Source organism: Lawsonibacter sp. JLR.KK007 (assembly GCF_036941135.1).
Lineage (GTDB): Bacteria > Bacillota > Clostridia > Oscillospirales > Oscillospiraceae > Lawsonibacter.
Genome location: NZ_JAYWSY010000003.1, coordinates 477,285 through 502,281, shown reverse-complemented (window position 1 = coordinate 502,281; position 24,997 = coordinate 477,285). Strand labels below are relative to the sequence as shown.

The 24,997-nt window shown below is 46.8% G+C and carries 26 protein-coding genes and 1 pseudogene; 12 read left to right on the top strand and 15 right to left on the bottom strand.

Annotation, left to right across the window (positions count from 1 at the left end; translation table 11 throughout):
* Positions 1–43 precede the first annotated feature (43 nt).
* From VV088_RS20705 to VV088_RS20690, 4 genes are all read left to right on the top strand, one after another.
* The gene (locus VV088_RS20705; RefSeq protein WP_334602543.1) at positions 44–1,033 is read left to right on the top strand and encodes a hypothetical protein; all 990 of its coding nucleotides are present in this window, start codon (positions 44–46) and stop codon (positions 1,031–1,033) included.
* 673 nt (positions 1,034–1,706) lie between these two features.
* Positions 1,707–3,647, top strand: coding sequence for a hypothetical protein (locus tag VV088_RS20700; RefSeq protein WP_334602542.1), 1,941 nt, complete (start codon positions 1,707–1,709; stop codon positions 3,645–3,647).
* A gap of 84 nt (positions 3,648–3,731) precedes the next feature.
* Positions 3,732–4,004 (top strand): hypothetical protein, encoded by a 273-nt coding sequence (locus VV088_RS20695; RefSeq protein ID WP_334602541.1) that lies wholly within the window; start codon positions 3,732–3,734, stop codon positions 4,002–4,004.
* A gap of 251 nt (positions 4,005–4,255) precedes the next feature.
* Complete coding sequence (locus VV088_RS20690; RefSeq protein WP_334602540.1) at positions 4,256–4,396, top strand: hypothetical protein; 141 nt, start codon at positions 4,256–4,258, stop codon at positions 4,394–4,396.
* A gap of 413 nt (positions 4,397–4,809) precedes the next feature.
* On the opposite strand, the gene VV088_RS20685 is transcribed toward VV088_RS20690, so the two are convergent.
* Positions 4,810–5,034 carry a helix-turn-helix domain-containing protein gene (locus tag VV088_RS20685; RefSeq protein ID WP_334602539.1) on the bottom strand — a complete coding sequence of 75 codons (225 nt, stop codon included), beginning with the start codon at positions 5,032–5,034 and terminating at the stop codon, positions 4,810–4,812.
* Positions 5,035–5,246: 212 nt separating this feature from the next.
* Here VV088_RS20685 and VV088_RS20680 point away from each other — a divergent pair, with 212 nt between their 5' ends.
* The 5 genes from VV088_RS20680 (at position 5,247) to VV088_RS20660 (ending at position 8,824) form a co-directional block, all read left to right on the top strand.
* Positions 5,247–5,525 carry a hypothetical protein gene (locus VV088_RS20680; RefSeq protein WP_334602538.1) on the top strand — a complete coding sequence of 93 codons (279 nt, stop codon included), beginning with the start codon at positions 5,247–5,249 and terminating at the stop codon, positions 5,523–5,525.
* Positions 5,526–5,655: 130 nt separating this feature from the next.
* Entirely contained in the window at positions 5,656–6,303 is a 648-nt protein-coding gene (locus VV088_RS20675) for a SprT-like domain-containing protein (protein ID WP_334602537.1), read from the top strand.
* Between the two features lie 48 nt (positions 6,304–6,351).
* On the top strand, positions 6,352–6,855 hold the full coding sequence (locus tag VV088_RS20670; RefSeq protein ID WP_334602536.1) for a recombinase family protein: 504 nt from the start codon (positions 6,352–6,354) through the stop codon (positions 6,853–6,855).
* Positions 6,856–7,022: 167 nt separating this feature from the next.
* Positions 7,023–8,045, top strand: coding sequence for a helix-turn-helix transcriptional regulator (locus VV088_RS20665; protein ID WP_334602535.1), 1,023 nt, complete (start codon positions 7,023–7,025; stop codon positions 8,043–8,045).
* Positions 8,046–8,059: 14 nt separating this feature from the next.
* Entirely contained in the window at positions 8,060–8,824 is a 765-nt protein-coding gene (locus tag VV088_RS20660) for a hypothetical protein (RefSeq protein WP_334602534.1), read from the top strand.
* Between the two features lie 58 nt (positions 8,825–8,882).
* On the opposite strand, the gene VV088_RS20655 is transcribed toward VV088_RS20660, so the two are convergent.
* On the bottom strand, positions 8,883–10,091 hold the full coding sequence (locus VV088_RS20655; RefSeq protein WP_334602533.1) for a tyrosine-type recombinase/integrase: 1,209 nt from the start codon (positions 10,089–10,091) through the stop codon (positions 8,883–8,885).
* A gap of 74 nt (positions 10,092–10,165) precedes the next feature.
* Between VV088_RS20655 and VV088_RS20650 the strand changes: the two are divergent.
* Both VV088_RS20650 and VV088_RS20645 read left to right on the top strand, forming a co-directional pair.
* A pseudogene (locus tag VV088_RS20650) lies at positions 10,166–10,450 on the top strand (hypothetical protein); the annotation flags it as partial.
* A 510-nt stretch (positions 10,451–10,960) separates the two neighbouring features.
* Positions 10,961–11,272: a hypothetical protein gene (locus VV088_RS20645; protein ID WP_334602532.1), complete on the top strand. Its 312-nt coding sequence runs from the start codon at positions 10,961–10,963 to the stop codon at positions 11,270–11,272.
* 59 nt (positions 11,273–11,331) lie between these two features.
* Here the strand turns inward: VV088_RS20645 and istB are convergent, their stop codons facing one another.
* The 10 genes from istB to VV088_RS20595 form a co-directional block, all read right to left on the bottom strand.
* Positions 11,332–12,129, bottom strand: a complete 798-nt coding sequence (istB, locus tag VV088_RS20640) for an IS21-like element helper ATPase IstB (RefSeq protein ID WP_290451179.1) — start codon at positions 12,127–12,129, stop codon at positions 11,332–11,334.
* On the bottom strand, positions 12,122–12,754 hold the full coding sequence (locus tag VV088_RS22900; RefSeq protein WP_442913185.1) for a Mu transposase domain-containing protein: 633 nt from the start codon (positions 12,752–12,754) through the stop codon (positions 12,122–12,124). Before VV088_RS22900 ends, istB begins: the two co-directional genes overlap by 8 nt.
* A gap of 35 nt (positions 12,755–12,789) precedes the next feature.
* The gene (gene istA / locus VV088_RS20630) at positions 12,790–13,401 is read right to left on the bottom strand and encodes an IS21 family transposase (RefSeq protein WP_334602531.1); all 612 of its coding nucleotides are present in this window, start codon (positions 13,399–13,401) and stop codon (positions 12,790–12,792) included.
* A 109-nt stretch (positions 13,402–13,510) separates the two neighbouring features.
* A complete protein-coding gene (locus VV088_RS20625) occupies positions 13,511–15,655 on the bottom strand; it encodes a hypothetical protein (protein ID WP_334602530.1) in 2,145 nt (714 codons plus the stop codon).
* A gap of 31 nt (positions 15,656–15,686) precedes the next feature.
* Positions 15,687–16,241 (bottom strand): PilZ domain-containing protein, encoded by a 555-nt coding sequence (locus tag VV088_RS20620; RefSeq protein ID WP_297981083.1) that lies wholly within the window; start codon positions 16,239–16,241, stop codon positions 15,687–15,689.
* A 183-nt stretch (positions 16,242–16,424) separates the two neighbouring features.
* Complete coding sequence (locus tag VV088_RS20615) at positions 16,425–17,345, bottom strand: diguanylate cyclase (protein ID WP_334602529.1); 921 nt, start codon at positions 17,343–17,345, stop codon at positions 16,425–16,427.
* A 275-nt stretch (positions 17,346–17,620) separates the two neighbouring features.
* The gene (locus tag VV088_RS20610; protein WP_016321177.1) at positions 17,621–18,481 is read right to left on the bottom strand and encodes a tyrosine-type recombinase/integrase; all 861 of its coding nucleotides are present in this window, start codon (positions 18,479–18,481) and stop codon (positions 17,621–17,623) included.
* A gap of 187 nt (positions 18,482–18,668) precedes the next feature.
* Positions 18,669–19,292: a TetR/AcrR family transcriptional regulator gene (locus tag VV088_RS20605; RefSeq protein WP_334602528.1), complete on the bottom strand. Its 624-nt coding sequence runs from the start codon at positions 19,290–19,292 to the stop codon at positions 18,669–18,671.
* A gap of 54 nt (positions 19,293–19,346) precedes the next feature.
* Positions 19,347–19,658: an HU family DNA-binding protein gene (locus VV088_RS20600; protein ID WP_016321175.1), complete on the bottom strand. Its 312-nt coding sequence runs from the start codon at positions 19,656–19,658 to the stop codon at positions 19,347–19,349.
* A gap of 362 nt (positions 19,659–20,020) precedes the next feature.
* Positions 20,021–20,473 carry a hypothetical protein gene (locus tag VV088_RS20595; protein ID WP_334602527.1) on the bottom strand — a complete coding sequence of 151 codons (453 nt, stop codon included), beginning with the start codon at positions 20,471–20,473 and terminating at the stop codon, positions 20,021–20,023.
* Between the two features lie 156 nt (positions 20,474–20,629).
* Between VV088_RS20595 and VV088_RS20590 the strand changes: the two genes are divergently transcribed.
* Positions 20,630–20,857: a helix-turn-helix domain-containing protein gene (locus VV088_RS20590; RefSeq protein WP_160666988.1), complete on the top strand. Its 228-nt coding sequence runs from the start codon at positions 20,630–20,632 to the stop codon at positions 20,855–20,857.
* A 405-nt stretch (positions 20,858–21,262) separates the two neighbouring features.
* Here VV088_RS20590 and VV088_RS20585 read toward each other — a convergent pair whose 3' ends face one another.
* The 3 genes from VV088_RS20585 to VV088_RS20575 all read right to left on the bottom strand — a co-directional run bounded on the left by VV088_RS20585 (position 21,263) and on the right by VV088_RS20575 (position 24,647).
* Positions 21,263–22,453: an IS256 family transposase gene (locus tag VV088_RS20585; RefSeq protein WP_334602526.1), complete on the bottom strand. Its 1,191-nt coding sequence runs from the start codon at positions 22,451–22,453 to the stop codon at positions 21,263–21,265.
* Between the two features lie 196 nt (positions 22,454–22,649).
* Positions 22,650–24,038 (bottom strand): NUDIX hydrolase, encoded by a 1,389-nt coding sequence (locus VV088_RS20580; RefSeq protein ID WP_334602525.1) that lies wholly within the window; start codon positions 24,036–24,038, stop codon positions 22,650–22,652.
* A 96-nt stretch (positions 24,039–24,134) separates the two neighbouring features.
* Positions 24,135–24,647 carry a hypothetical protein gene (locus VV088_RS20575; protein WP_334602524.1) on the bottom strand — a complete coding sequence of 171 codons (513 nt, stop codon included), beginning with the start codon at positions 24,645–24,647 and terminating at the stop codon, positions 24,135–24,137.
* Between the last annotated feature and the right edge of the window lie 350 nt (positions 24,648–24,997).

The window sequence follows — 24,997 nt, the reverse complement described above, 5'->3', positions numbered from 1 at the left end:
ATTTCGGATTGACACATAAACTATGGAGGGAGCAACGCAGAAAATGGGAGAATTACATTTTTGCCCAAATTGTGACGGAAAACTGGTTGCTATCAGTGAGCGGACAGGGGGATTTGATGGAAAAAAAGCCGCCGTAGGCATGGTGATTGCCGGTGGGGCCGTTGGGTTGGCCGCTGGAGCAACAGGAAAACAGCTTGTGACCTTAAAGTGCAGCAAGTGCGGGTATACTATCGAAATGGACGCACAGTCCGCACGAGAAGAGATAGAATTTGAGAAAAAGTATGAACAGTTTCTATATGAACGGTGTCAATTACCCTTGACGCAGTTGCCAGAACCGGATAATTCGATGCTTGATTTTCGATTTGTGGCGTATATGAACCGCGCTAAAGAACGGGAACAAATCGACAGCCATTTAGATAGGAAATTAAAGGAGATGAAAAAAAGCCACGAATCTCTATTGCAGATGTATCAAGAACGGTTAGATAAATTGACTGCCGAAAAAGAAGCGCAAGAGAGGCAACTGGCTTCGTTGGGATTTTTCAAATTTTCTGAGAAAAATACATTGAAGAAAAAAATTACGTCTTTGAGTTCCGATATTGAGGAAACAACCTCAAAGAAGAGTAACATAGAAGAGAAAATGAAAGATAAAGAGGGAAATACTCGCCGCACGTTAGTGGATGTATGTCGCACTCTGGCATTTATGTGGATGGAGGAACATATACCTACAGAATATCACGAATTTTTTCAGGTAATTTATTCCGCGATTGGTGGCGAACCAGAAGAATTGGGAGACCTTGGAAAGCGTCTTGACCCAGATCATCGTTCACCCAACTCTCGTTCTCCCAAGATACTCCGTTTCTTAATGTGGTTTCCCAATCCGTTCCTCTCTTTTGATGGTCGAAAAGTCTATTTTGGAGCCGATAGCGAAAAAGTGAAAGAATATGCGGAGAGTTGGTTGCCAGATGGAGAGAACTACAGCAGATTTATGGCCATAAAAAGGTTTAATGAAAGCACGAGGAAAGAGGCTGACTGACCGCATCAAAAATGATTCACTGTAGTAAGAACAGTGCATTGATTGTAATTCTTTATAATAATTGAAACAATCTACCGATGGTGAATAATTCCATCGGTAGGTTGTTTTGTTTCTGCTCCATGCAACCGCGTCCGCCGTTTTCGGCCGTTTCTGCCGTGATTTTGTGTCGGTCGGGAAATTCCCCGAAAAAACCAGCATTGAAAAATCAAAATGTGATTTTCCCAAAACCATCCCCCGGTAGGGGGCTGGCTGCTGCCCCGTTGCGGTATGGGGTAGTCCCGCTCCCGCTCGAAATTGAAAGTGTAGATACAATTTTTTCAGCCGCCGAGCCAGGGAAAGAAAACAGGGCGTGAAAGCAACATCTTCCAAGAAGTTGCAACATCTTTTTGCGTGTCGGCAACACGTTTTTACATGAAGGTCGCAAGAATGTTTCGGAATGTGGGAGAAATGAGCGTTATTCGCGTTTCTTGCAGTAAAAAAATTTTTGAAGTATAATATAGTTAGAAAGTAAGAAAGACAACGCCAATTCTTGTAGATTTTGACAAGTCGCAGATTGAACAGCGGGGCCGTGTTCCATGATGGAGCCGCCGCTGCTCTGTTCCTCCACGGTTCCGCTTAGTGCCAGTAACACGTTATCTGTGACTTGTCAAAATCTATAAGGAGGAATGTTATCATGGAAACATCAGCGGTTCCGTTACTGGCGGAAAAGCAGCAAGGCTATAACGATTGTTTTTGCCTTGCACAGCAAAATAAGATGATTTATTGGCGTGACAAGGAAAAATTAAAACTTGCAAATAAGAAAGGAGACAAAAAGGATTGGTATTCTCACTATCATATGACATTTGAAGAAGCAGATAGAATAGCATCAATGTGTAGATATTATGATGAAAAATTAGAAACACTAATGCCTAGTTTTTACTTAGAGAACGCAAAGTATAATGATTTGTTTGTATTTGTTATCGACTTCGACAAAATGGAGGACAAAAACGGCAAAAAGCAGCCCGTAGACACAGAAGCACCATTTTTCATAGATGCCAAAAAAATCGCAGACCATACAAAAATGTCAACAAACGGCGGGTATCACATGTATTTGGGTATAAATAAGGAGACAGCAACACTGCTATTTGACAGCATTAATTTATTGGTTACCAGTGGTCGACCAAGCTATGTCTGTAAAAAGGGAGCAATCACATTAGATAAGAGAATCAAAGTCGATTTATTTTGCGATACCGGACGCCTTATTTATGAACGGGCAGGATGGGACAGTGACTGGGGTTTAACAGACAAGACACAAGAAATCTATGAGCTGATTAAGGCAAACTTCTCATTTGAGAGGACAAAAGATAATAGGCGGTCAAGTGCCAATAATACCACTCGTCAACGGCGGTCGACCAAAAGTAATCCTAAGAAGAAAAACATTTCTGGAAAAGATGTTGAATACCAAGGTATAGTAATTGAGGGCAAAACAGAAAATGAATTAAAGTCAGAAATGACAGAAGAACAGCGTGAAATATTTGAGGATTTGAAAAATATTCCATCAGATTGCAACGACAGTAAATGGACAAGTGTTGCTTACGATATTTGGCATGTCTTTCAGACGGACGATGGCGATGAACTGGCAGCACAAGTATTCCTCTGGTGGAGCAAGCGGGGCGGTGAAAAATATGTGCCGTTTCAGTGTGTAAGGAAATGGGAGTTTGTCAATGAGCAATGTTCAAGCGGAGAACGCACACTTTCAAATAATCGCTGGCGGGCTATTATGGGCCTTGACAGAATTGTTAGTGAAGCAGAAGCGCAGCGGCAAGCAGAAATTCAGCAGCAACTAAAGGAATTGGGTGAGAGAATACAGGCGGAGCGGCAAACGAAAATGCCAGCCGATAATCCGACACACCCGTCCCCGCTCGGATTTGAAAGTGTAGATACAAATTTGTCAGCTGCTGAGCCGCTAACATTCCGAGGCTTGCCTATTCAATGGGAACATGAAAATGTAAGTGCTGACAACGCTTTAGACGAAGAAGAACAGAGCGGTAATGCACACCACAGAATTTTATGGGATGCTGGCAAATACAAACGAGACGATTTTTTTAGGGCTATATGGGGCACAGATTATAAGAAAATCAAGGAAAAAGCGATATTCAAAGGCACAGCAGCGGATAATATTTTAAGGCTGACAACGGGGCAACGCACAGCTCTTGAATATGACGCGCTCTATCACAGGCATATTGACGAATTGGTTCTTGTCGATGAACAGGACGAAAAAGAATTGGTTGCGTTCTTTGCATCGGATGATTGTTCAACAGCAAAAGAAACACTACGCCGCTTAAATTATGTTGATGGTGTAAAGAAGATTGCCACCTTTGGCGCGGGCAGACAACAGACCGGAGCCGCTGAATTTACATGGTGCTACACAAAAGAGGCGGTAAAGGGCGGCAACAGGTACAGAGGTGTTGCCTTGGATTGGAGCCTATGGGCCTATGGAATAAAAACGGCGTACAATGGTTTTTTGAGCGGCAAGGACGCTAAACTATGGGACGCGGTTCGCCCTGCTATGTACTGCCAATACCAAAACGGCGGAGTGTGCCGCATGACGTATGCCGCCGAGGATTATCAATAGGTTCAATCCTGGGTGCTGGGCGGTTGCCGTGGAGACTTCCCGCTCCAAGGAGTAACGCCTGATGGTGATTATGAATTTACGGTAATGTTCGACAGTGAAGATGTGGAATACATCGACAGCGGAAAAGTTCTGGGGGAACGGAACAGAGAACAGAAAACCGAATTAGCACAGGCCAGAAAGACAGCAAAAGCAAATAAGGATTGGGCCGCTATTCGTTCACATTTGGAAGATGATAGACAAGAGTTTACAACAGCGGATTTGAATAGCTGGGGTTACTCCAAGAACGTGATAACGCGGCTTAGAAAAGGTGTGATAAAAGAGGTCGGTGTAAAGCGGTATGTGCTGGAAAATATTTGATTAGACGTGTCACGCTTGAAAAGTGTACCTCAAAAATTCTTGTCCTTAATTACCATTTTATGATATTTTGAATAATATTTGTCATAAAGCGGTAATTAAGGACAAGAATTTCACGGCGGATTTTCTACCACCGCCGCCGAGGTATTGAAACCTAAAAAGGCATATCAGGCAAGCCGCGCCGGGAAGAACGGCGCGGAGCTGCCGCCTGTTTACATAGATAACACCCCCATGTGGAGAAAGGAGGCGCAGCCGTGTTTAGTGAAATCGCCCCTATCCTTGCTTTTATGGCAGGAAACAGAGAAAACAAGGAACAAAACAACGCCATTTCTCATTATCTATATAGATTGCAGCGGGGACAGGCCCCAGGTATTGAGGTTAAGCGGTACGGATAGGAAATAGCCGAACAATTAGGAAAGTCAATACAGAGCACATTAAAGAAGATTGACATAACAATAAAGTGAGCTGGTCTTTTTGATCTACACTATTCAAGTCAAGAAGTCGGTGGAAGATGTAACAATCTCCCGCCGACTTCTTATTTCTTGTAGAAAGATGTTGCTAACTTGCAGAATCTTCTTTTTCCGTGTTGCTATCTTCTTTATTTTCCCATCCAAGAATTTCTTCCATGATAAGGGCAAGGGGCAAGTCTGTATCTGGAAACATGGGGCAATCCTCCATTCTGACAGGCCGCGTAGCGGCCCAGTGTTCACAAAAGGGTAGCCGTATTTTCCTGGACAAAATCGACCCCGAAAACGGGGATATTTCCCCCATTTCCGCCGCCGCGCAAGTGTTCACGAAACCATCTGTTTTATTGAACAGTCTCCGCCGCCTCTTTGACGTATTCCAACAAATCCCCCGGCTGACAGTCCAGCAAAGCACAAAGCCGCTCTATGTTCTCCCAGGCCAGCCCCTTGCCCTCCCGCAGCTTTTGAAGCGTGGATTGACTTAGAATATTATCCTTGCGTAATTTGTAAGTGGTGTACCCCTTTCCCTTTAGGGCCTCCAAGATATTGACCTTGAATTGCAACGCCATTGTATTTCCTCCCATCCGGGGGCCGCTGAAAAATTGCGGCCCTTTTCCATTGTCCCTATTGTAGCACAGGATATGCACGATGTCAAGTGCATAAAATCCACAAAAACAAAGACTAAATTTCGTGCATGTTGCCGATTGACTATGCACGTGATTTAGTCCATAATAGAGACAGTTAAGGGGAACACCCCAATAAAACAAAAGGAGATTTGAACATGAGTAGAAATGAACTGGTAGCCAAGATTGAAGCCCTCAACGAATGGGAGGCCGTCATTGAAGAAGCCAAGGCAGAGGCCGAAGCCATCCGGGACAGTATCAAAGCTGAAATGCTGGAACGGGAAACAGAGGAATTGACCGCTGGACAGTATATCGTGCGCTGGACTTCCGTTATCTCCAATCGGTTCGATACCACGTCTTTCAAAAAGGTCATGCCCGACGTTTACAAGGCTTACACAAAAGCCGTTTCCAGCCGCCGCTTCTCCATCAGCGCATAAGAAAAGGCCCTTGCCTGATACGCCGACCAAAGCCACAGGCAAGAGGCCATACCCAAACCGTCAAGGAGAGGGCAAGAACATTATAGCTTGCCCTCTCCACAAAATCAAGATATAAAGGAGAAATTCAGGAATGAAACAGTTGACAAGCTATAACAGAGTAGCCGGGTATCTCAACAAAATGTTCGACATGCTGAACGCCGAATTTTTTGAAGGTACACTTTCAAGGCCCACCATCACCATTCAATCCACGCCCCGCGCATACGGTCACTTCTCTTTGCGGGACAATACATGGGTTTCCGCCGTTGGCGATACGCACGAAATCAACATCGGCGCGGGAACGCTGGCGCGGCCCATCGAGGAAGTAGCCGCCACCCTGTTACATGAAATGGTACACTATTTCAACTATGAAAACGGGGTACAGGATTGCAGCCGGGGGAATACATACCACAATAAACGCTTTAAGGCCGCAGCCGAGGCCCACGGCCTGACCGTCACCCACAGCGACAAATACGGGTGGTCACATACCGCCCCCGGCGATGCCCTGTTAGACTTTATCCTTGAAAACGGCCTGACCGATATTCTGATTAACCGAAACGAATACGGCGGTTTCCAAGTGACAGGAACGGGAAAGCACAGCAGCACAGAAACGACCACGCCGCGCCGACCGTCCAGCACGCGAAAGTATATTTGCCCCTGTTGCGGAAATTCCGTCCGGGCTACAAAAACGGTCAATATCGCTTGTTTAGACTGTGACGTGCAAATGGTAGTTGCCGGGTAACATACACAGGGCGGGGAGCAATCCCCGCCCCATAGAGGGGGATATAAAATGATATACGGATATGCGCGTTGTTCCACCAATGAGAGCAAACAGGACATAAACAGACAAGTCCGCGAATTGAAAGCGGCGGGAGCGGAACAGATATTTTTGGAGTACGAACACGGGGACAGCAAAATAAAAAGTCAGCAACGGGCCATGCTGGAACAGGCCCAGGCCGGGGACAGTATTATCACCCTGGAAGTCCCACGCCTTGCCCGCAGCACGCAGCAGCTATGCGAGATTATCGACACAGTGAGCGCAAAGCACTTGCGATTGCAGATAATAGGCAGTATCACCCTTGATTGCCGTAACGGACAGGCCGACCCCATGAGCGAGGCATTTTTGCAAATGGCTGGGGTATTCAGTCAATTAGAACTTTCCATGATACGCGCCCGCGTCCGTTCTGGAATGGCAAACGCCAAGGCCAAGGGGAAGCAGATAGGCAGACCACCGCCGAGGATATACCGCCTATCTTCTTCCGCCATTACCCCGCCTTTGCCGCTGGAAGTCTGAACGTCAGCGAATTATCGCGAGTATGCAATTTGAGCCGCACGACAGTTTATAAGTATATCGGCATGATGAACGGGGGCCGCTCTGCATGAGCGGCCCCCGTTCATTGACATATCGGCGGTTTGGGGGTATGATGTACCATATAAAGCACAGGGAGGGGAGGCCCCGGAATGGCTAAATCTGAAAATCAAAAGGTGAAAACACTTTTTGTTGCAAAATTCTTTCTGGAAAATTCAGACGAAAACCACCCCGTCACAGCCGGGGACATTACCGACTATCTCAAAAATGAATGCGGTATTGAAGCAGAACGCCGCGCCATTTACCGCGATATTGCCGCCCTGCGTGATGTGTTCGGTATGGACATAGACGGGGGCCAGGGCGGAAAATACCGCTTGCTATCCCGGCAATTTGAATTTGACGATTTGCGCCTACTGGCGGAATGTGTTCACGCGACGAAGTTTATCTCTGCTGAAAAGGCAAAAGAACTTGTTTCCACGATAAGCCAATTTTGCAGCAGCTACCAAGCCGAGGAATTAGAGAGGGAAATTTTTCTATGCGACAGAGTAAAGACCACCCGCAGGGATATTCTGTTGATTATCGGTATTATTCAAGCTGCTATGGCTGATAAAGAGAACGGAAAACCTAAACCCCCGCAGAAAATCAGCTTCAAATATTTGAAGTACACAATTCAAGATAAAAATATCCAAGTAGAACGCCACAGGGGAGCCACCTACAAAGTTAGCCCCTATAAGCTGCTGATAAACGAGGGCAATTATTATCTGCTGGCCTATGACGATAAATCCCAGGACATGCGGACATATCGTATTGACCGTATGAAAGAAGTAACAGCCTTGGACGAGCCGCGAGAGGGCGCAGAAGCCTTTGACGCTATCGACATAGAAACATACACCCGCCGCGTGTTTTCCATGTTTGGAGGAGAGCAAAAGCGCGTCAGTATTCACTTTGACAGTCCGCTACTGGACACAGCCATAGAACGCTTTGGAATGGCCCCCGATGCATTTTACAGGCCAGACGGGGAGCAACATTTTGTAGTGACCGCCGATGTGGAGATAAGCGACCAATTTTTTTCGTGGGTATGCGGCTTTCGGAACAGGGCAAAAATTATCAGCCCTCCCGATGTGGTTGAGGATATGCAAAAGTTCCTACAACAAATTTCAGCATTATATGAATAATAGGAGGCTATAAAATGGAAAAGCTACCATGTCTACCAGTAAAAATTACCGACAAACAGTGGGCAGACAAGTTGCAGGATGGCTCTGTTTTCATGCGTTCGCTATATGAATATGGGTCATGGAGTTCTATTGAACGAAGCCAGGCTGGTGATAATACAATGAAAAGTGGCGTACAGGGCGATATAATGGAGGGAGTTGTTAGACGAGTTGACCCCAAAGTTGGAGATGATTTTTTCAGCTTATTCCCCGATGATTTGAGAGCCGTCATGAAAGATGCCTTTTACATTGACCAAAACTTCTATCAGTTTTGCAATATTTATTGTATGTATGGGCTGACATATTTATCTGCGGAACAAAAATTTGAAGTCCCTGATAAGCAACTAAAAGAATTCGGTGATACAGCAGTCATAATATACAATCCTAATGAGTTCTTAAACCGCATTTTAGGATGCCTTTATAAGCAGTACGGTGACAATATTAATTTCAAAATAGATGAAGTTCATTATTATCCTAACGATTACTACGGGAATTTGGATGAATTCTGCAAAATTGAGAGCTATGCGTGGCAAAATGAAATAAGGATGCGTGTTGCATTGCTTGACGAAAATGCCACCATAATTGATGAGAATGGACAAACCAGAAAACAGCTTATTCGTAATACTGCCCCAATCACAGTTGAAATAGGTGACATTAGGGATATATCTGTTCAAATTCCAACATCAGATTTACTGGATTTAAAACTTCCTCCCATTATTCAACCTCCAACCATCGTCATGTAGAAAGACAAGAAAGCAGATAGAAACTTGCCATTTCTATCTGCTTTCTTGTAGGAAGTTCTTAAAGCATGTTCAAATTACCTTGCAGGATATTGACCCCCGACTTTGACACGGCAATATAATACCGCTGTGTCACTTGAATATTGCCATGCCCCATCTGATTGCACAGCAAATGGGTGGGGGTATTCATTTCCGCCATGAGTGTGCCATAGGTGTGCCGCAAGTGATGATATTTGAAGTCAATATGAAACCGGGCTTTGATTTCCCGCGTGGGGTATTTCATGGAGTTGACCGTCTGAATTTTGCCGTTAGGCAGACAGTTGACAAGCGCCGTTGAAAAAATCTGCTTGCCGCCCAAGTCCTCAATGAGCCGTTGATTTTGGGAACGCAGCGCGGCGAATTGAATTTCATCCTCTGACCGCCGCCGCGCCAATTCTTGAAAGTACGCTTTCAATTTATCGCACATGTAAATCGTCCGTCTGGCGTTGTGGGTTTTCAGCGGCACTAACTTGATAAGTCCATCCTGATATTGCATTTGACGGTCAATCAAAATCGTGCCGCGCTCTACGTCAACATTTTCCCATTTCAGGCCGAAGCACTCATTGATACGCAACCCGCAAAACCGCCCCAGCATGTACGCCGTTTCCGCGTTTGTCCCCCGGAAATAATCATCCAAAATCACAAGTTCTTCCCGGCTGAACGCCACAATATCAATATCATCATCCGTTTTCAGCTTTGGCATGTGGATTCGCGTGTCCTTGTTGGTACACAGCTTATTGTAATTGTCCACAGCCAGATAATTTCGGGAATACGCCTGACCAAAAATCAGATAGAACATTTTCAAGAAACTTTCTACATAGCGATAGGACAGCCCCCGGTTATAGTACAGTTCGGTCAAATAGTCCACAACCTCCGCCGCGCTGATTTCATCAATGTACCTCTTGCCAAAAGCGGCGCACAGGTGATTAACCCACAGGCTTTCTTGTTTGCGAATGGTGTTGTAGGCTTTGCCGCTCCGCCCCTTTTCGCAATACTCTTGATAGACCTCCGCCACCGTCTTTCTGACCGTGGGTTTTGGCCTCCGGGAATTTTGTTCCGCCTCAATAGCAGCTTGCCGCGCCTTGATTGCCTCCCGCTTTGTTTTGAACGGTGCGCCAAATTCATCCTTTGTTTTTCGCGCCTCTTTCCGTTCGCCGTTTACCATCAGCACATAGCGAAAGCCCCAATTTTTGTTGGGGAGCTGGTAAACGCCTGTGTCGTTCTTTGCCACTGTAACCCCTCCATTGTGGATTTTTTTGTGGCAAAAAGCCAATATCCACAAGGGGAAAAGTGCCAAGTGTGGCAAGCCTGTACTGGGAGAAGGCCGCCTTCGAGGAGGCCGAGCACGCCGCCAAGTTCGCCGAGCTGCTGGGCGAGGACCTGGAGCCCAACATGACCGCCGACACCAAGAAGAACCTGGCCTGGCGCGTGGACTGCGAGTTCGGCGCCACCAAGGGCAAGTTCGACCTGGCCGTGTGCGCCAAGAAGAACAACCTGGATGCCATCCATGACACCGTCCACGAGATGGCTCGCGACGAGGCCCGCCACGGCAAGGCCTTCAAGGGCCTGCTGGAGCGGTACTTCAAGTAAGCGAAACACTGTAATTTAGCACAATTTCAGCACTTTTTGAGGGGGACGGGGAAACCTGTTCCCCTCTTTTTTGTGGCTATGTGCAAGTCAGTGTGCAACTCCCGCCCCGTATTCACTTTTTCAGCTTTCACATGTGCAACTTGAATAAATTGCACTCATATCAAGCGGTTTTCCGCCTAATTACAAAGAAATTAGATAAAACAATCAACTTTTGATAAGTTTTTATAGCTTTGCGGCAAGAAATAAGAAGTTTGAGAGAAGATGTAACATCTTTTTACAAGTTTTCGAGCCACCGAGCCCAAAATAATCTATCCCCTCCGCTAAAATTGCCGTTTCTCTCTGGAATTTGCAGACTTTTTATAGGTCTGTTTTTCTTTTTCTCTATTGTAGCACATGTCGTTATTAAAGTACAGGTTTTTCTTTGCCCCATGCTATACTAATTTCAGAAAGAGCGAGAGACACACGACCTCTTGAAAAAACAAAATCAAAAATGTAAAGGAGATTATCACCATGAAAAAGAACGCTATCATCACCATCGACAGCACCACTGCCCAAGTCACCAAGGCTTTTTACAAGCAGGCCCGCATTTTTGGCACTCCCGAATATGAAACGTGGAAAGCCTACCGTCAAGACTTCCCCAATGCTACGATGGAAACCAAATCCATCAAGAAGAACCCCAATAAGAAGTCTTACAAGAATCTGACTTACGCTAACATTGAAAGCTATTTGAAAGTGCAGCCCAACGGCGCGGAATTGTTGAAGGAGTTCGAGGAGAAAAAGGCCACTACTCGCATTGAGAAAAATCTGTCAACACCGATATGAAATTGTAAGAAAACGCCGAAGAAATTTTGTTGTTTTTCGGCGGTAAGGGGGGGACAAAATCAAGCGTTTCCTTGCTCAAAAAGAGTGTTCACGATTTGCTGCTTCTGGCGCATAAATTCCTTGCGTTCTTTCAGGCGGTAAGACTCGCCCTTGATGTTAATGACAGTGCAGTGATGCAGGACACGGTCCAGGATGGCGGAGGCGATGGTGACGTCGGCAAAGACCTCGTTCCACTGGGAGAAGGTCTTGTTGGAGGTAAAGACGGTGGACGTCTTCTCATATCGCCTGGCAATCAACTGGAAGAACAGGTTTGCGCCCTGGATGTCCATGGGGAGGTAGCCGATCTCGTCGATGATAAGCATCCTGTACTTGGCGAGAACCTTGAGCTTGTCCGGCAGACGGTTCTCAAAATGGGCCTTCTTGAGCTGCTCAATAAGCTGATGGCAGTTGATGTAGTAGGTGGAAAAGCGATGCTGTGCTGCCACCAGGCCCAGAGCGGAGGCCAGATGGGTCTTGCCCACGCCGGGCGGGCCAAGGAAGACCACATTCTCCCCGTTTTCCAGGAAGCGCATGGTGGCCAACTCATCGATCTGGCGCTTGTCGATGGAGGGCTGGAAGGAGAAATCGAAGTCGTCCAGGGTCTTCTTAATGGGGAATCCGGACATCTGGATTTGCTTCTCATAGGCCCGTCTCCGCTTGGATTTGGCTTCTTCTGAGAAAATGTGATCCAAAACCTCCACAATGTTGAGCTTGTCCGCCACCGCCCGTTCCAGGTAATTGTCCAGAATCTCCAGGGTGTTTTTCATCTTAAGGCTTTCCAGGTTTTCCCTCAGCCTGTCCATAGTAAATTCACTCATACAGCACCTCGTCATATCTGGACAAATCGGAGGGCTTCAAGGGGAAATCTATCACTTTGCCCTGTTCCAGCAGAACATTTTCCGCATCTATTGTCTGTTTCAGCGTAAGCCTTCTATAGTGCTGAGGATTGACAACCATGTCCTTCCTTTGGTACGATATTCGGTGCAGCGCGATCTGCTTCCCCTCGTAATACGCAGCCAGCATACTGTCGAGGGCCACGACTGCCACATCTTTGCCGACATACTCCGCTGGCACGGAGTACTGATTTCCGGCGTAGGAGATGAGGCAGTCTTTTTGTACCCGCCTCAGGTTGATTTTGTCGATGATGTACTCGCGGGAGAGAGGACTCAGTCTCTCTTTTTTCAACCGCTCAAAGGGAATTTCGTTGGTGGTGGCGTGGACTTTCCCATTGACCTTATTGCACCAGGCCAGGGCCTGTCCGTTCAAGTCCGCCAGACTGTTGTACTTGATCCCCACCATAAAATTATCTCTGACAAACTGCACCGTCCGCTCTACTTTCCCCTTCGTCTGCCCCCGGTAGGGCCGGCACAGAATGGGTTTGAATCCGTAGAATCCCGCGAAGTCCTCAAACTGCCGGTTCAGCGTGGAGTCCTCCTGCTTCAAAAGCCGCTTGATGACTACCTGCTTTTGGATGGCTCTTAGCGGCTTTGCCGCTTAGAGCCATCGCATCCCCCTTGCGGGGACATGTTATCGTACAGAATCTCCTCCGGGTAGCCTCCGAAATACTGAAACGCGTTCTGATGGCATTGAATCAGCGTGTTTGTGCTCATATCTGTGACAAATTCGATGTACCGCATCCGCGAATATCCCAGAATCATGAGAAAACAGTACAGCTTTTTCCACTTCCCATCCTCGTACACCAGGTGATCCTCGAAGAATCCCCAGTCCATCTGCCCCTGCTTCCCGGGCATCGTCTCAAACCGTACCGTCGCTTTCTCATTCAAGTCCATCTTCCGGCTGCTCACATACGCCTTGACAATACTGTAACCTCCGTCAAACCCCATCTCCCGCAGCTTCTCCAGGATCCGCAGCGCCGAATACGGCGCCTCCTCCAGCCACTCGTCCACGATCTGCTTGTACGGGTCCATCTTCGTGGGCTTGGGTTCGCTCAATGTGTACTCCGGCTTCTGCGGCGATTCCGCGTACCGCTTTGCTGTTCGCGGGTCCATGTGGTACTTCCGGCCCAGCTCCACATAGCTCAGCCCTTTTTGTCTGTCGCTTCGGATTTCCATCCACTGTGCTCCTTTCATTTCCTGACTCCCTTTCCGGGCTCTTTTTCGCCCTGATTGGAAGTCTATCTTTTTCCCTTCACCTCCGCCACAAAACTACATTTTTTCCTCGGCGTTTTCTTTCATTTTATCATTGGCGCTGACACACTTCTACCGTCCATTTCATGGTGCCGCTGGCGTAATCATAGACCGGCGCTTTTTTGGTCAAGACTGTGGCGCTGACATTGGCCGTACTGTCAGCGCTGGCACTGCGGCCAGCGGTCTGACTTCCGATTACCATATCACTTGTCGATATGGTGTTTTTGAACGCTGTTTTTGCTGTGTTATTCGCAAATACACAGGGGTCGCATACCTTTGTGGTATAGGTGAGGGTGATCGTTTTTGGGCCGATTTCGCGAACCTTGATAGTAAGCACCTGCTGACTATATTGTAAATCTATAAGTGCTTTTTCATCGTCTGTGGGGTCATTTCCGTCGATTTTAATTGCAATATCATCTGTACCATCCATCAATTCTAGACCGCTTGTATGCCCAGCAGTACACCGAGGGCCAACAGTCCCCAAATCATCGGTAAAAGTGCCGCTTTTGAGATTGGCCTTGTGAGGATTGATCGTCACCGTCCATTCAATTGTGCGGGTTGCCGCGTTATAGCTCTTATTTGTCTTTACCAGCGTGGCCGTGCCGGGGGTTCCGCTGCCGTCCCCGCTGCCAACATCTTTTTTGGCTTCGGGTGTCTTATAATTCTGATTGTCATACTCGAACGTAAACCATGCGATATTACTGCCCAGGTTTGTGGCACTGTCGTACATCTCCTCCGGCACATGGCTCTGATAGGTGATTGTGACAGGCTGGTTATTTGTTGTAATTGGGGAAATGGTAAAGTCATTATTCGTTCCGGCTGTTGCTGTTACCGCCGTTCCATCTACCTTTACGGAGCCGTCCACCAATGTACTGCCATTGGGGAGCCGGTCATGGAGTGTCAAATTGTTACCATCCTCAAAAGTAAAGCCATTCGGCTGGAATGTGACCGTCCAATCAGTCGTGGAGCCATTACCGGGATTACGGGTCGTGTGTCCCTCCTTTGTCACCCATGTGGGTTGAGGAATGGGAACGGTGCTACTGCTGGTGATATTCAAACTATTGAACACGTCATTTTCACCGGCAAACAAGTCGGCGGCGTTTGTTACTTTCTTACCGCCTGTGCCTCCTGGCAGGAGAAGATCATCGTTGATAGAGGTCTGATAGGCAATCGTCAGCGGCGTTGCCGGGTTCCCCTGGGTTGCTTCTCCTGCGTTGAATTTTGTGCCGCCAAAGGTCAAAACAGTGTTGCTGCCGTTCTCTGGCGTTTCCACAATCACATATGCGTCCTCATTGCCCTGGATTTCATCGCGGGAAGTATAGGCAGACACGGGCGATCCGCCGATTGTCACGCTGTTGGGTACATAGCTGTGCAAAGAGGTATCAATGGTGTCCCGCAGCTCAAAGGGGGTGTCCAGGTCAACACCATCGTCCCCGGCAGGGTTCTGCCACGGGGTATAGTTGATTGTCCAGGTAATTGTCTTATCCTGCAACTTGCCGTCTTTGTTAATCTGTGCTTTTGCCGTCACCGGCTCATTTTCCGCATAGCCGAAAGTGATTTGCTCGTTATTTTCAAATTTCATCGCATAGAGGTTGCTGTTCCCCTCTATGGGACTTTCTCCCGTAGGAACTTGATCTGCCCGGTTGCAATTCAAATAGAAAAAAGCGTTGTTGAGTTCACCATACTCTGACAAAACTGTATCAGGGCTGTCTGATTTTGCGTAAAATGTAACCCAGGCCCTACTGCCGTCTGAATAGATTTTTCCAAACGGTACTGGGCCATTCTCTGTTTCAATGGTCACTTCTGATCCATCCCTCAAATTAGGCAGAACCAAATGCGGCGAAACTTCCAGGTAGTAGTTCGTTCCTGCGGCAATTTGGGCGCATTGATCCTCTGTGATATTGTATGTATAGCGCAATACCAACTGTTTATCTTTTTCAAGCAGAGTGCCATCTTGAATAGCCGTCCCCTCCGGCTGACCGCCAGCACCAGCGTAGTGAAGGGAAATGCTTTCAAACGTCACAATGCTGGAAAGTTTTTCCCTATCGTCTGCCGCTGATGCCAGCGCGGGGAGGAAGCCCATCAGCATAGACAAACACAAAAGGAGCGCGGCAAGCCGTGCTCCTGAATTGTTTTCAGACTTTGGTTTTCTTTGGAGCCGCTTGCCGCCGCGATTATGGCGATAGAACATACTCATTTTCTACTCTCCTTTATGTTTTCACGAATGTTTAGGAACGTCCCCTTTTTTGGCGCTGGGCTGCAAAAATATTCCGTGTTATTTGTTCCTGATCGACTTCGGTCAATTCCAAAAATCGGCACCCGTACTCGAATTTTCCCTCGTCCTTTTCTACAACGCGCACGATTTGGCTGAACATGACCGATTCCGGCCTGTCCTCCAACAGCCTGACCTTCAGCAGAAATTTGTCTCCCTTGTGGTATCTGTACTCCGAGCTGACGCTGGCCCCGCCCACACTGATGTTCAGCAGCTTGCAGGGCTTTTCTCCCATTGCCAATCCGCTGAACATGGTGGCGGTGGCGTCAAGGTTTGTGGTCAGGCGGAAAAAGGCACGGTCATTTCCCACGCGGACGATGGTCAGCTCCTCCACTTGCCATATATGCTTGGGGCCGGGTGTAATTATGCCCTCCATATAGACCGCTTTGCGCTCATAGTCGCTATATCCTCTGATCCTGGCATGGATGGTTTCAACATCCTTGACAATCGCGGCCTCCGAATATTGGTGCAGCTCCGCCTTGTCCCCATGCAGGCCCATCAGCTTTGCCACAAAGAGTATCTGTCCTGCGGCGGTTGTTACTTCCACCCGCATACCCGAATAAATATCGAGTTCTTCTGTGCCATTTGTATCTTTATCCTCTTGAGGTGGCCGTTCTTTTGCCCTTTTTCTGAAAAGCTCCAATAAGCTCACAATATACCTCCCATATGAATTGATATTTTGATGTCAGTCAGACTACCTTTTTTCCCACAACTGTTTCAGCCTTTCATCGGCCCAAACGACCCGGTTCCGGCCGTTTTTCTTTGCATCGTACAGCATGGTGTCCGCGATTTTTAAGTAAAAATCATAGGCGCTTTCCGTATCAGGAACAATCGTGACCCCTCCGACACTGACCGTGACCCATTCGGCCACAGACGGATCATGGGGGATGTGCAGGTTTTCTACTGCCTGTCGGATTTTCTTCAAGTGTTCAAAAATCTGCTGCGAACTGTCGCCCAGGGACAATGCCACAAATTCCTCGCCGCCATAGCGGGCAAGAAAATCCGTACTGCGTTTCAAATAGGACGCCGCTGTCTGAGCAACGGAAGCGATCACCTTATCTCCGGCAGGATGGCCAAAGGTATCGTTATACACTTTGAAGCGGTCAATATCAAACATACAGATGGAGAACGGAACGTGCAGGCGGATCGCTTCTCTCCATTTTGTCGCGCGGTATTGTTCATACCGACGCCGGTTGGCAATTCCTGTCAGTTGGTCGGTCATGGATTGCTGCTCAATCTGTCTGCGATATTTGTAGAGTTTGATATGTGTGTTGACCCTTGCCTTAACGATCAGGGGAATGTATGGCTTTGTAATATAATCCACGGCTCCTAAAACAAGTCCACGCTGCTCATTCGTCACATCTGCAAGGCTGGTAATCAAGATGACCGGGATGCTTTGAGTCACGATTTGCTCCTGCAACATTTTCAGCAGCGTAAAACCGTCCATTCCAGGCATCACGACATCCAGCAGAATGAGGGAAAAATCCCCCTCGCTCACTAAACGCAGCCCGTCCTCCGCAGTTTGTGCGACGGTAATATCATACTCATCTTCTATAATTGACTTTAGCTGTGCTGCCTGCACAATGCTGTCGTCCACGATCAATATTTTTTCCATACTCATATCCCTCACCATATTTAACTCAAGCTGCCTATTAACAACTTAATTTTTGTTATGTTGTATTAGAGTGAAGCCCAACCGCCCCAATTTCACTGTAAGGACGCAGAGAATCTGAAAAAAGTGCAAGAAAAGACAGGCGAGATAAATATAGAGAGCATCCCGTCAGTTTCTTCATGCCTAAGTTGTAAAAGGACTTGTCAGAAAGCCGTTTTTCCTGTATAATGCGATATGTATATTGACCTGTTGCGGTCTAAACAACAACATAACAAAAATTATGTTGTAAGGATCAGACCCAGCCGCTCCATCTGTCGGGCGTGAACAAAACCGCTCTCTGCGGTATAAATGCGGGTGGTGCTGACATTGGAATGGCCCAGAATATCCGCCAGCCGGGACAAATCTTTTTCCAGCGAGTAATACGTCCGGGCGAACAGATGCCGCAGGTTGTGGGGGAACACCTTGTCTGGCTCAACCCCGGCGCTTTCACACAGAGCCTTCATATCCCGCCAGATATTGGAGCGGTCAAGGGGTTTGCCCGTCCGCGTCACAAACACCGATCCGTCGGTGATTTTTTGTTTTTTCAGATACTTTTTCAGCAGCCCGCACAGCTTCCCAGGCAGAAAGACAGTTCGCCGTTTTCCCTTGTTCGTGACCACTGTACGGCCCAGGGTCACAGCGTCCACGGTGATAAATCGGAGTTCTGATACCCGGATGCCTGTGGCGCAAATTGTTTGAAGGAGCAGGGACAGCCGTTCATTTCCCTGCCGCTGGGCCGCGTTCACCAAACGGACATATTCAGCGCGGGTCATTTCCCGGCTTTCATCACAGAAAAGGGGACGCTGTACTTTCAGCGGCCTGACAGACAGCTTCGGCCAGTCCATGAACTGGAAAAAACTGTTGACCGCTGCCAGCATGGAATTGACTGTGGCTGGGGTATAGGTATCAGCCAGATGCTCTTTCCACGCAATCACGGCCACCTTTGTGACGGCTTTCCCATTCAGAAACAACATGAAATCGTTAAGGTCATGAACATATTTCTTTACAGTGTTCTTGGCTCGCTCTTGTTCCTGGAGGTGCGCCGCATATTGGGAAATGTGGTCGGCGGTAATTGTGAAAGCTGCTTCCTGGCTGAACATGGCAATAATCTCCTTTGTATTCGATGCAGATAGTTTTCCGAATAGAAAGAAGGTTATTCCAAAGTTAGTGAATGTTCACCCCCCTTAGCGCCAAAAAAATTTGAGAACCGAGTGTGCCTTTAACCGGTATGATAGTGAACGTTCATTATCAAACTACTAAAAATGAACCGCCTCCAGCGGCACATTTTCATTTTCGTCTTGATTTTTTAGGCTTCTCCGGTTTCAAATAGCCGCTCAGTCCAGTGGTTAACAACTGAAACACAGTGTCCTCGGTTTCCTGATTGTCTGGAAGCGTCCCTTCCACCACATACTTTGCGTACATAACAGTGGATGTGAGGACGTGGAGCCACAATAAATCCTGATTGATTTTGTCCAGGCTTGGAAATACCTTTTTGAAAACGTCAACCATTCCAATAAACGTCTTGAAATAGGTCACATCCCGGCTCTTGTCATACTGGGGGAAAAACGTACTGTCCCGAAAGCGGTGATAAAAAACTGTTTCGTCCGGGCGGGATGTCCAAAACCGAAAATAGGGCACCCACAGCGCCTTTACCGCACCCATAGGGTCAGTGAGCATAAACAGCGGGTTGAATTTCAAATGTTCAAAGATTGCCGCCGCCTGCTTGTCCACATAAGTGAAGCACTCCACCAGCAGTTGATCCTTGCCGTCAAAGTGGCGGTAAATCGCTCCTGATGAAATCCCCGCCAACTCGCTGACGTTCTGAATACGCACCCCTTCCAGGCCATACTGCCGTACAGCCTTGATTGCGGCAACGATGATCCGGGTCTTGGTGTCATCCAGTGTAATCACTTCCCCCCTGCAATAACCACTTCTCCTGTCACCTATTCACAGAGGAATTATATACTAAAGCGCAGCTTTTGACAATACTCTTTTCTCGCTGCTACCAAGAATGCTTTCTTTCAAGACCTTTCCCGCCTTAAACACCGGAACGCTCTGCGCCGGAATTTCCACAGTCTCCTTGGTTTGCGGATTGCGGCCTGTTCTGGCGGCCCGGTGCTTCACCTCAAAAGTGCCAAAGCCAGTCAGCTTTATTTTGTCATCCTTTTGCAAAGCCTCTGTGATTGCAGACAGCATACCATCCAAGGCAATACCGCAGTCCTTTTTTGCCATCCCGGTCTTGCCCGCCATACGTTCGATCAATTCCTGCTTATTCATATTTTCCTCCTATTCTGGCAAAGAGTACCCCTTTGCCAATAACATTGTGTGTGTCCAATCAAGTAAAAGACTGGACAAATCTGCATTATATAGTTGAACATCAGGAGTGTCAATAAATTTATGTATTGGAAAGCATCAAGGCAGCGTCAAAGACACAGACTTTTGGCGTGTCGATGAAGACGCTGTTCAGAATTGCGGATGCGCTCGAAGTTCCCGTTTCAAAGCTGCTTGAGGAATGAAAAAAGCCGCCCTGTCCTGGGTCTGGCCATGGATAACAATATCAGAAAGAGTAAGAGCTGTTGATTTCAAAGTCAACGGCTCTTATTCTTGTGCGCTTATCTTTATCAGTAGGTCATCACAGCTTACGGTTGGCCCAGCACTTCCACCCGCAGCAGGCCCCGCCACTCCCGCCGCTGAGCGTACTCTACCAGCTCACGGGCGTTGCCGGGATGCCGTGCGTAGGCGATCAGAAAGTCGCTGTTGTCCACCATGTAGCGGTTGGCCCGGACGATAGCCAGTTTTCTCGGAACTCGCTCCATCCCCGGAGGATAAAAGGAGCCGTCAAAGCCGCTGGGCGTCTTTTCAGGCCGTTCCGCCGGGTGGTAGGGCCGCAGGCAGACCAGCCGCACGTCCGGGCGGCGCGCCTTGGCCCGCTTCACCGCGCTTGCCGCCAGCGCGTCAAAACCGCCGTAGCGCCCCACAACAAACTCCCCCACGCCATACTCCGTGATATGCCGCTCCACCAGGGCGTCCAGCTCCGGGGCCAGACTGTCCGGCGCGTCCCGGTGGCCGATAAAAAAACAGGTTTTCTCCATCGCATGACCTCCTTGTGCCCGCCCGTTCGCCGGACGGTAGGTTTTCTTATCCTGTGGTTGCCCTATTATATCATTATATTGCCATAAATGGCAATTAGGCTCTCTAAATAATTTTCCGTTTTCGTGTTACCCTTTTAGCGGAAAGAGGGGTGCGCTATGGAAACGGAATATCGGGAGCAGTACATCCGCTTCGGATTGAAGGTGCAATACTACCGTAAATTGCTGGGGCTGACGCAGGAGGCGTTTGCGGATAAGATCGGCCGGTCATGGTCGTATGTCGCAAAAATCGAAAGCCCCACACGGGTCTTTGGCGTGTCGATGGAAACGCTGTTCAAAATTGCGGAGGCCCTGAACGTGCCCGCCTCAAAACTGTTTGAGGAATGAAAAAGCCGCCCTGGACGAACTGTTTCCAGTCAGTCCAGGGCGAAAATTATGCGTCAAGGGGTGGTCAGTAGGTTGGCGTCCCTTATGTAAAGAAAGATATTATGAAAAGAAGCAGGGTAAATTCCTTGATAAACCAAGGAATTTACCCTGCTTTCCTTTACATAAAAAGAAATATTAAAAATGGTAATTCTGCCCTTATGCTGGTCCGCACCAAGCTTCGCCATGTGGCCAGTATCCAGTGGGGGCAACAAGAAATACATGAGCATAAAGCATCCGAGACCGCCTTGGGAGATACCCCCTATTGTGGCTGATTTCATTCCTCCCTGATCCTGCAAACCTTTTTGCGCATTTTGGTAATGTCAAGAATAATGCGCAAAATAGTTTGCAGGCTCTGGCAGAATAAAATCAGCCAGCAATAGAGGCATCCTCCAGGGCAGCCACTAAGTGCTTCATATTCATGTACTTCTTGTTGCCCCACTGTGTGCCAGCTACATGGCGGAGCCTGGCACAGACCAGCATCAAAGCAGAATTGCCATCCGGGAAGCAGCCCACTACTCTGGTGCGGCGGCGGATCTCCCGGTTGAGCCGTTCAATGACATTGTTGGTACGGATACGAGTCCAGTGTTCGCTGGGAAAGTCGCAGTAGGTCAGCGTCTCTTCAATGCCGTCCTCTACTTTCTTGGCCGCCTCCTTCAGCTTCATTTCCCGCAGCTGGACCACCACGGCCTTAGCCTTCTCCCGAGCAGCTTTTTTGCTCTCCTGGGCATGGATCGCCTTGAGCATCTTGGCCACCAGCTTCACCTTGGAACGGGGAACCACAGAAAAGACATTGCGGTAGAAATGGACGGTACACCGCTGGTATTTGGCCTCCGGGAACACTTCTCCCACAGCCTCCAGCATACCAAGACACTTGTCCCCAACCACCAGCTTGACCCCGTCCAGGCCACGGCCTCGCAGCCACTGGAAGAAGCTGACCCAACTGGCCTTGTCCTCTTTCATACCCTCGGCAGCGCCTAAAACCTCACGGTATCCGTCCTCATTTACCGCAATCGCCACCAGAACGGCTACATTCTCATACTCTCCGCCCCAGTTTCGCCGCAGATAGATCCCATCCACATAGACATACGGATAGCGTCCACCTTGTAAAGGCCGGTTGCGCCAATCTTCAATGTGGACATACGCTTTTTTGTTCAGCTCGCTGATGGTCGCTGGGGACACTTTGCTGCCCCACAGTGCCTCGGTGATATCCTCTACCCTGCGCACCGAGACGCCAGCCAGGTACATTTCGATAAGAGATTCCTCCACACTGCTTTCACGCCGGCGATACCGCTCTATAATGGCCGTTTCAAACGAGACTCCCTTTAGGCGGGGCACATGCAGCGTAACATCGCCGGAGGTGGTGGTAAGGTTTCGGCTGTAGTGACCACTGCGGTACCCCTGGCGAGCCTCATTTCGCTCATACCGGGCTGCCTGAGTCAGTTTCTCCGCCTCCTGCTCCAGCAGCGCATTCAGCGTTTCTTCCACGCTCCCGCGTACCAGCTCTTTAAGTTGACCCTTGATTACTTCTTCATTTAGCTGTACAATCTTCTCTGACATGGTTTGCTATCTCCTCTCTGAATGGTGTGTCGCTACTTCATTCTACCAGAGAGCTGCAAACCTTGTCTTTTTTATTTGCGCAACTTATTGTACCTTATCCGCATTTTTCGTAAGCGTCAAAATTGACTTGATACGCTATGATAAGCAAAAGCGCCCCCCGCACCAATCTAATACAGGGGACGCTTATCGTATATTGCTATAGGTTAAACAAGGAAGACTGAATATTATCAGAAATCTCAATATCAAAGCAGTATCTCAGGATTTCTTTGCTCCACTCCTCGTAGTCGCTTTCCCCAGCCAATTCAAGTAAGGAAAAAAATCTACCACTCTTGCTTCTTCCCTTGTTGAGAATAAGCTCTTGAGGATCTAAATGCAACTTTAATCCATCTTCATCAATCGATACTAAAAAACATACTGCTAAATGCCTACTACTTATTTCATTCGTTGGAGTATATATATATAATGGGATAATTTCATCCAATGCGACAGAGATACCAATTTCTTCTTTAATTTCCCGTTTCAATGCTGTTTTGCAAATTGTCAAGAAATTATTTGAAATTAAATCTGTGGCATCTTCATATCGGGAATGACCTCCAACGTATAAAAGTATTCTATCCCGTTCTGGCGAATCGCTTGATACAGCGGATTTGTTTTTCTTTATCACAAGCACTTTATCTTTAGCCTTATTAGTGATTATCGCTACGGGGAGAGGCTGTAATAACTGACTATTTTTTTCTACATTATTTCTTAAATCGAATTCCAATTTTGGTAGAACGGAGTTCAACACACTATGGTAAAGGATAGGCCCATTTTTAAGTATATCCATTAACACATCGTTTTTAGCAAAATAACCTACACGCTCCATCAAAAGATACTTTAAGGTGTCCAGTGTTGCTTCTGTGACTTCTTTGCCCACTTCGTCTTGATTTTTGCGGGAAGTGTCAATCTCAAATACTCTATGGAAATATTTACTCTTGGTAGAATAGGTATGCTCAATAGCCTTTAAATATTCTCCTAACACTTTTTCATTCATTATGGTTCCAAGTTTATCAGTAAGCAACGTAGCATACTCACGTTCAATTGATATATTAGGCTGGACACGGAAAGCGAAAACAATATCTATACAAGAAACTAACTCATTAGCCAATAGAAATTGTTCCGTAATTTTCCTCTGTTCCTCTTCCATTTTTGAAGTGGAAACGAGCCATTCAAACCAGCATAATGCATCGAAAACACCTCTATCTAAGATTAAAACATCGACTTGATTTTTCTTGTTTTCAAGAGTACCGATCAAACCGGCTAAAGACATACACGCTGTCCACAGGTTAAACATGGGGCTTTGCTTATCACTAACAGGGCAAACACTTGCTCTCTCTTGAACAATTTGAACTGAGAAACCATTTCTTTTTAAGAATAACTCAAGTGAATTAATACAAGATGTTTTCCCTGCTTTAGGTGAACCACTAAATTCAATAACTATAGGTCGCTTTTGTCGATGCTCAGCTTTTAAATCCCGTACCTCCTCAGCCAATTTTTGCAATTCAATAATAATTTGTTTCCGTTCATCCATTTGAATTTTCATCATGTCACCTCTTATCTTTATAAAATATTAGTTAATGATGTTGATTTTTAAAATAGTTGGAAATTATGTATAACACTATAAATAAGACCCGTACTCCTACTATTTCAAGTTTTCAATACGCTCCATACAAATTCCTTCAAATTTATCCAAAACCTTTCCAATCGAAAATCCTATAATAGCCGAGATTATTACACATAAATACAAAAATTTTTTGTTCAAAATATAATCCAAGCTTCCGGTAATTATAAACATACCTGATAATAAGCAGAATATTGCAATTACAGAAAACACACAAGCAAAAAAAGGCCGTGAAATGAAGTACGCCAAATTTCCAATCCTTTTAAATGTATCAGGTTGTGTATTAATTCTCCCTGTAATGCAAGCTTTATACAAACGTTTTATATATTGGATGCTACAAAGCATCCCACTAACTGACAAAGAAATAATAAAAGTTTTAAGCAGTAATAAGGCTTGTGTAATCTGCTCTGTGAGAGAGCAGCCTATATATATTGTACTTGCACAGCCACCTATCAAAATAAGCATATAGTATGTGAATAAAAAAATAAGAAGATTTTTTGACAAAAAATACTCTAATCCCTCATGCTTTTTCATTATCTCACCTGGACTTTAATATTCTTTTACTTCAATATCAATGCATATTCTAATAATAATTACGGAGCAAAAATGAGGGGTGACAAGTGCGAACTCTTTATCAAGGATAGTTCGAACTATTAAGCGTGTCGTGTGTATAGAGAATTAAGGGCAAGTAATAAATTCTTTTTCTATACCAGATGTAAACTTAATTGCTCAACACACAGCTTATTATAGCAGAAAATGGTAAAAAAATCAATTGAAATATTATTTACAAGATAATACCACTCTGTTGATACTATGGGCAGCACTTATAATGTATTTATACTATTTGCTATTAATTCCGAAAATTCGGTAGACTGTGTGGAAAA

Excerpts from the sequence above, each read along its gene's own strand:
- VV088_RS20705 (WP_334602543.1), top strand. The coding sequence starts at position 44 with ATGGGAGAATTACATTTTTGCCCAAATTGTGACGGAAAACTGGTTGCT.
- VV088_RS20700 (WP_334602542.1), top strand. The coding sequence starts at position 1,707 with ATGGAAACATCAGCGGTTCCGTTACTGGCGGAAAAGCAGCAAGGCTAT.
- VV088_RS20695 (WP_334602541.1), top strand. The coding sequence starts at position 3,732 with ATGTTCGACAGTGAAGATGTGGAATACATCGACAGCGGAAAAGTTCTG.
- VV088_RS20685 (WP_334602539.1), bottom strand. The coding sequence starts at position 5,034 with ATGGCGTTGCAATTCAAGGTCAATATCTTGGAGGCCCTAAAGGGAAAG.
- VV088_RS20680 (WP_334602538.1), top strand. The coding sequence starts at position 5,247 with ATGAGTAGAAATGAACTGGTAGCCAAGATTGAAGCCCTCAACGAATGG.
- VV088_RS20675 (WP_334602537.1), top strand. The coding sequence starts at position 5,656 with ATGAAACAGTTGACAAGCTATAACAGAGTAGCCGGGTATCTCAACAAA.
- VV088_RS20670 (WP_334602536.1), top strand. The coding sequence starts at position 6,352 with ATGATATACGGATATGCGCGTTGTTCCACCAATGAGAGCAAACAGGAC.
- VV088_RS20665 (WP_334602535.1), top strand. The coding sequence starts at position 7,023 with ATGGCTAAATCTGAAAATCAAAAGGTGAAAACACTTTTTGTTGCAAAA.
- VV088_RS20660 (WP_334602534.1), top strand. The coding sequence starts at position 8,060 with ATGGAAAAGCTACCATGTCTACCAGTAAAAATTACCGACAAACAGTGG.
- VV088_RS20645 (WP_334602532.1), top strand. The coding sequence starts at position 10,961 with ATGAAAAAGAACGCTATCATCACCATCGACAGCACCACTGCCCAAGTC.
- istB (WP_290451179.1), bottom strand. The coding sequence starts at position 12,129 with ATGAGTGAATTTACTATGGACAGGCTGAGGGAAAACCTGGAAAGCCTT.
- istA (WP_334602531.1), bottom strand. The coding sequence starts at position 13,401 with ATGAAAGGAGCACAGTGGATGGAAATCCGAAGCGACAGACAAAAAGGG.
- VV088_RS20625 (WP_334602530.1), bottom strand. The coding sequence starts at position 15,655 with ATGAGTATGTTCTATCGCCATAATCGCGGCGGCAAGCGGCTCCAAAGA.
- VV088_RS20615 (WP_334602529.1), bottom strand. The coding sequence starts at position 17,345 with ATGGAAAAAATATTGATCGTGGACGACAGCATTGTGCAGGCAGCACAG.
- VV088_RS20610 (WP_016321177.1), bottom strand. The coding sequence starts at position 18,481 with ATGTTCAGCCAGGAAGCAGCTTTCACAATTACCGCCGACCACATTTCC.
- VV088_RS20600 (WP_016321175.1), bottom strand. The coding sequence starts at position 19,658 with ATGAATAAGCAGGAATTGATCGAACGTATGGCGGGCAAGACCGGGATG.
- VV088_RS20595 (WP_334602527.1), bottom strand. The coding sequence starts at position 20,473 with ATGGAGAAAACCTGTTTTTTTATCGGCCACCGGGACGCGCCGGACAGT.
- VV088_RS20590 (WP_160666988.1), top strand. The coding sequence starts at position 20,630 with ATGGAAACGGAATATCGGGAGCAGTACATCCGCTTCGGATTGAAGGTG.
- VV088_RS20585 (WP_334602526.1), bottom strand. The coding sequence starts at position 22,453 with ATGTCAGAGAAGATTGTACAGCTAAATGAAGAAGTAATCAAGGGTCAA.
- VV088_RS20580 (WP_334602525.1), bottom strand. The coding sequence starts at position 24,038 with ATGATGAAAATTCAAATGGATGAACGGAAACAAATTATTATTGAATTG.
- VV088_RS20575 (WP_334602524.1), bottom strand. The coding sequence starts at position 24,647 with ATGAAAAAGCATGAGGGATTAGAGTATTTTTTGTCAAAAAATCTTCTT.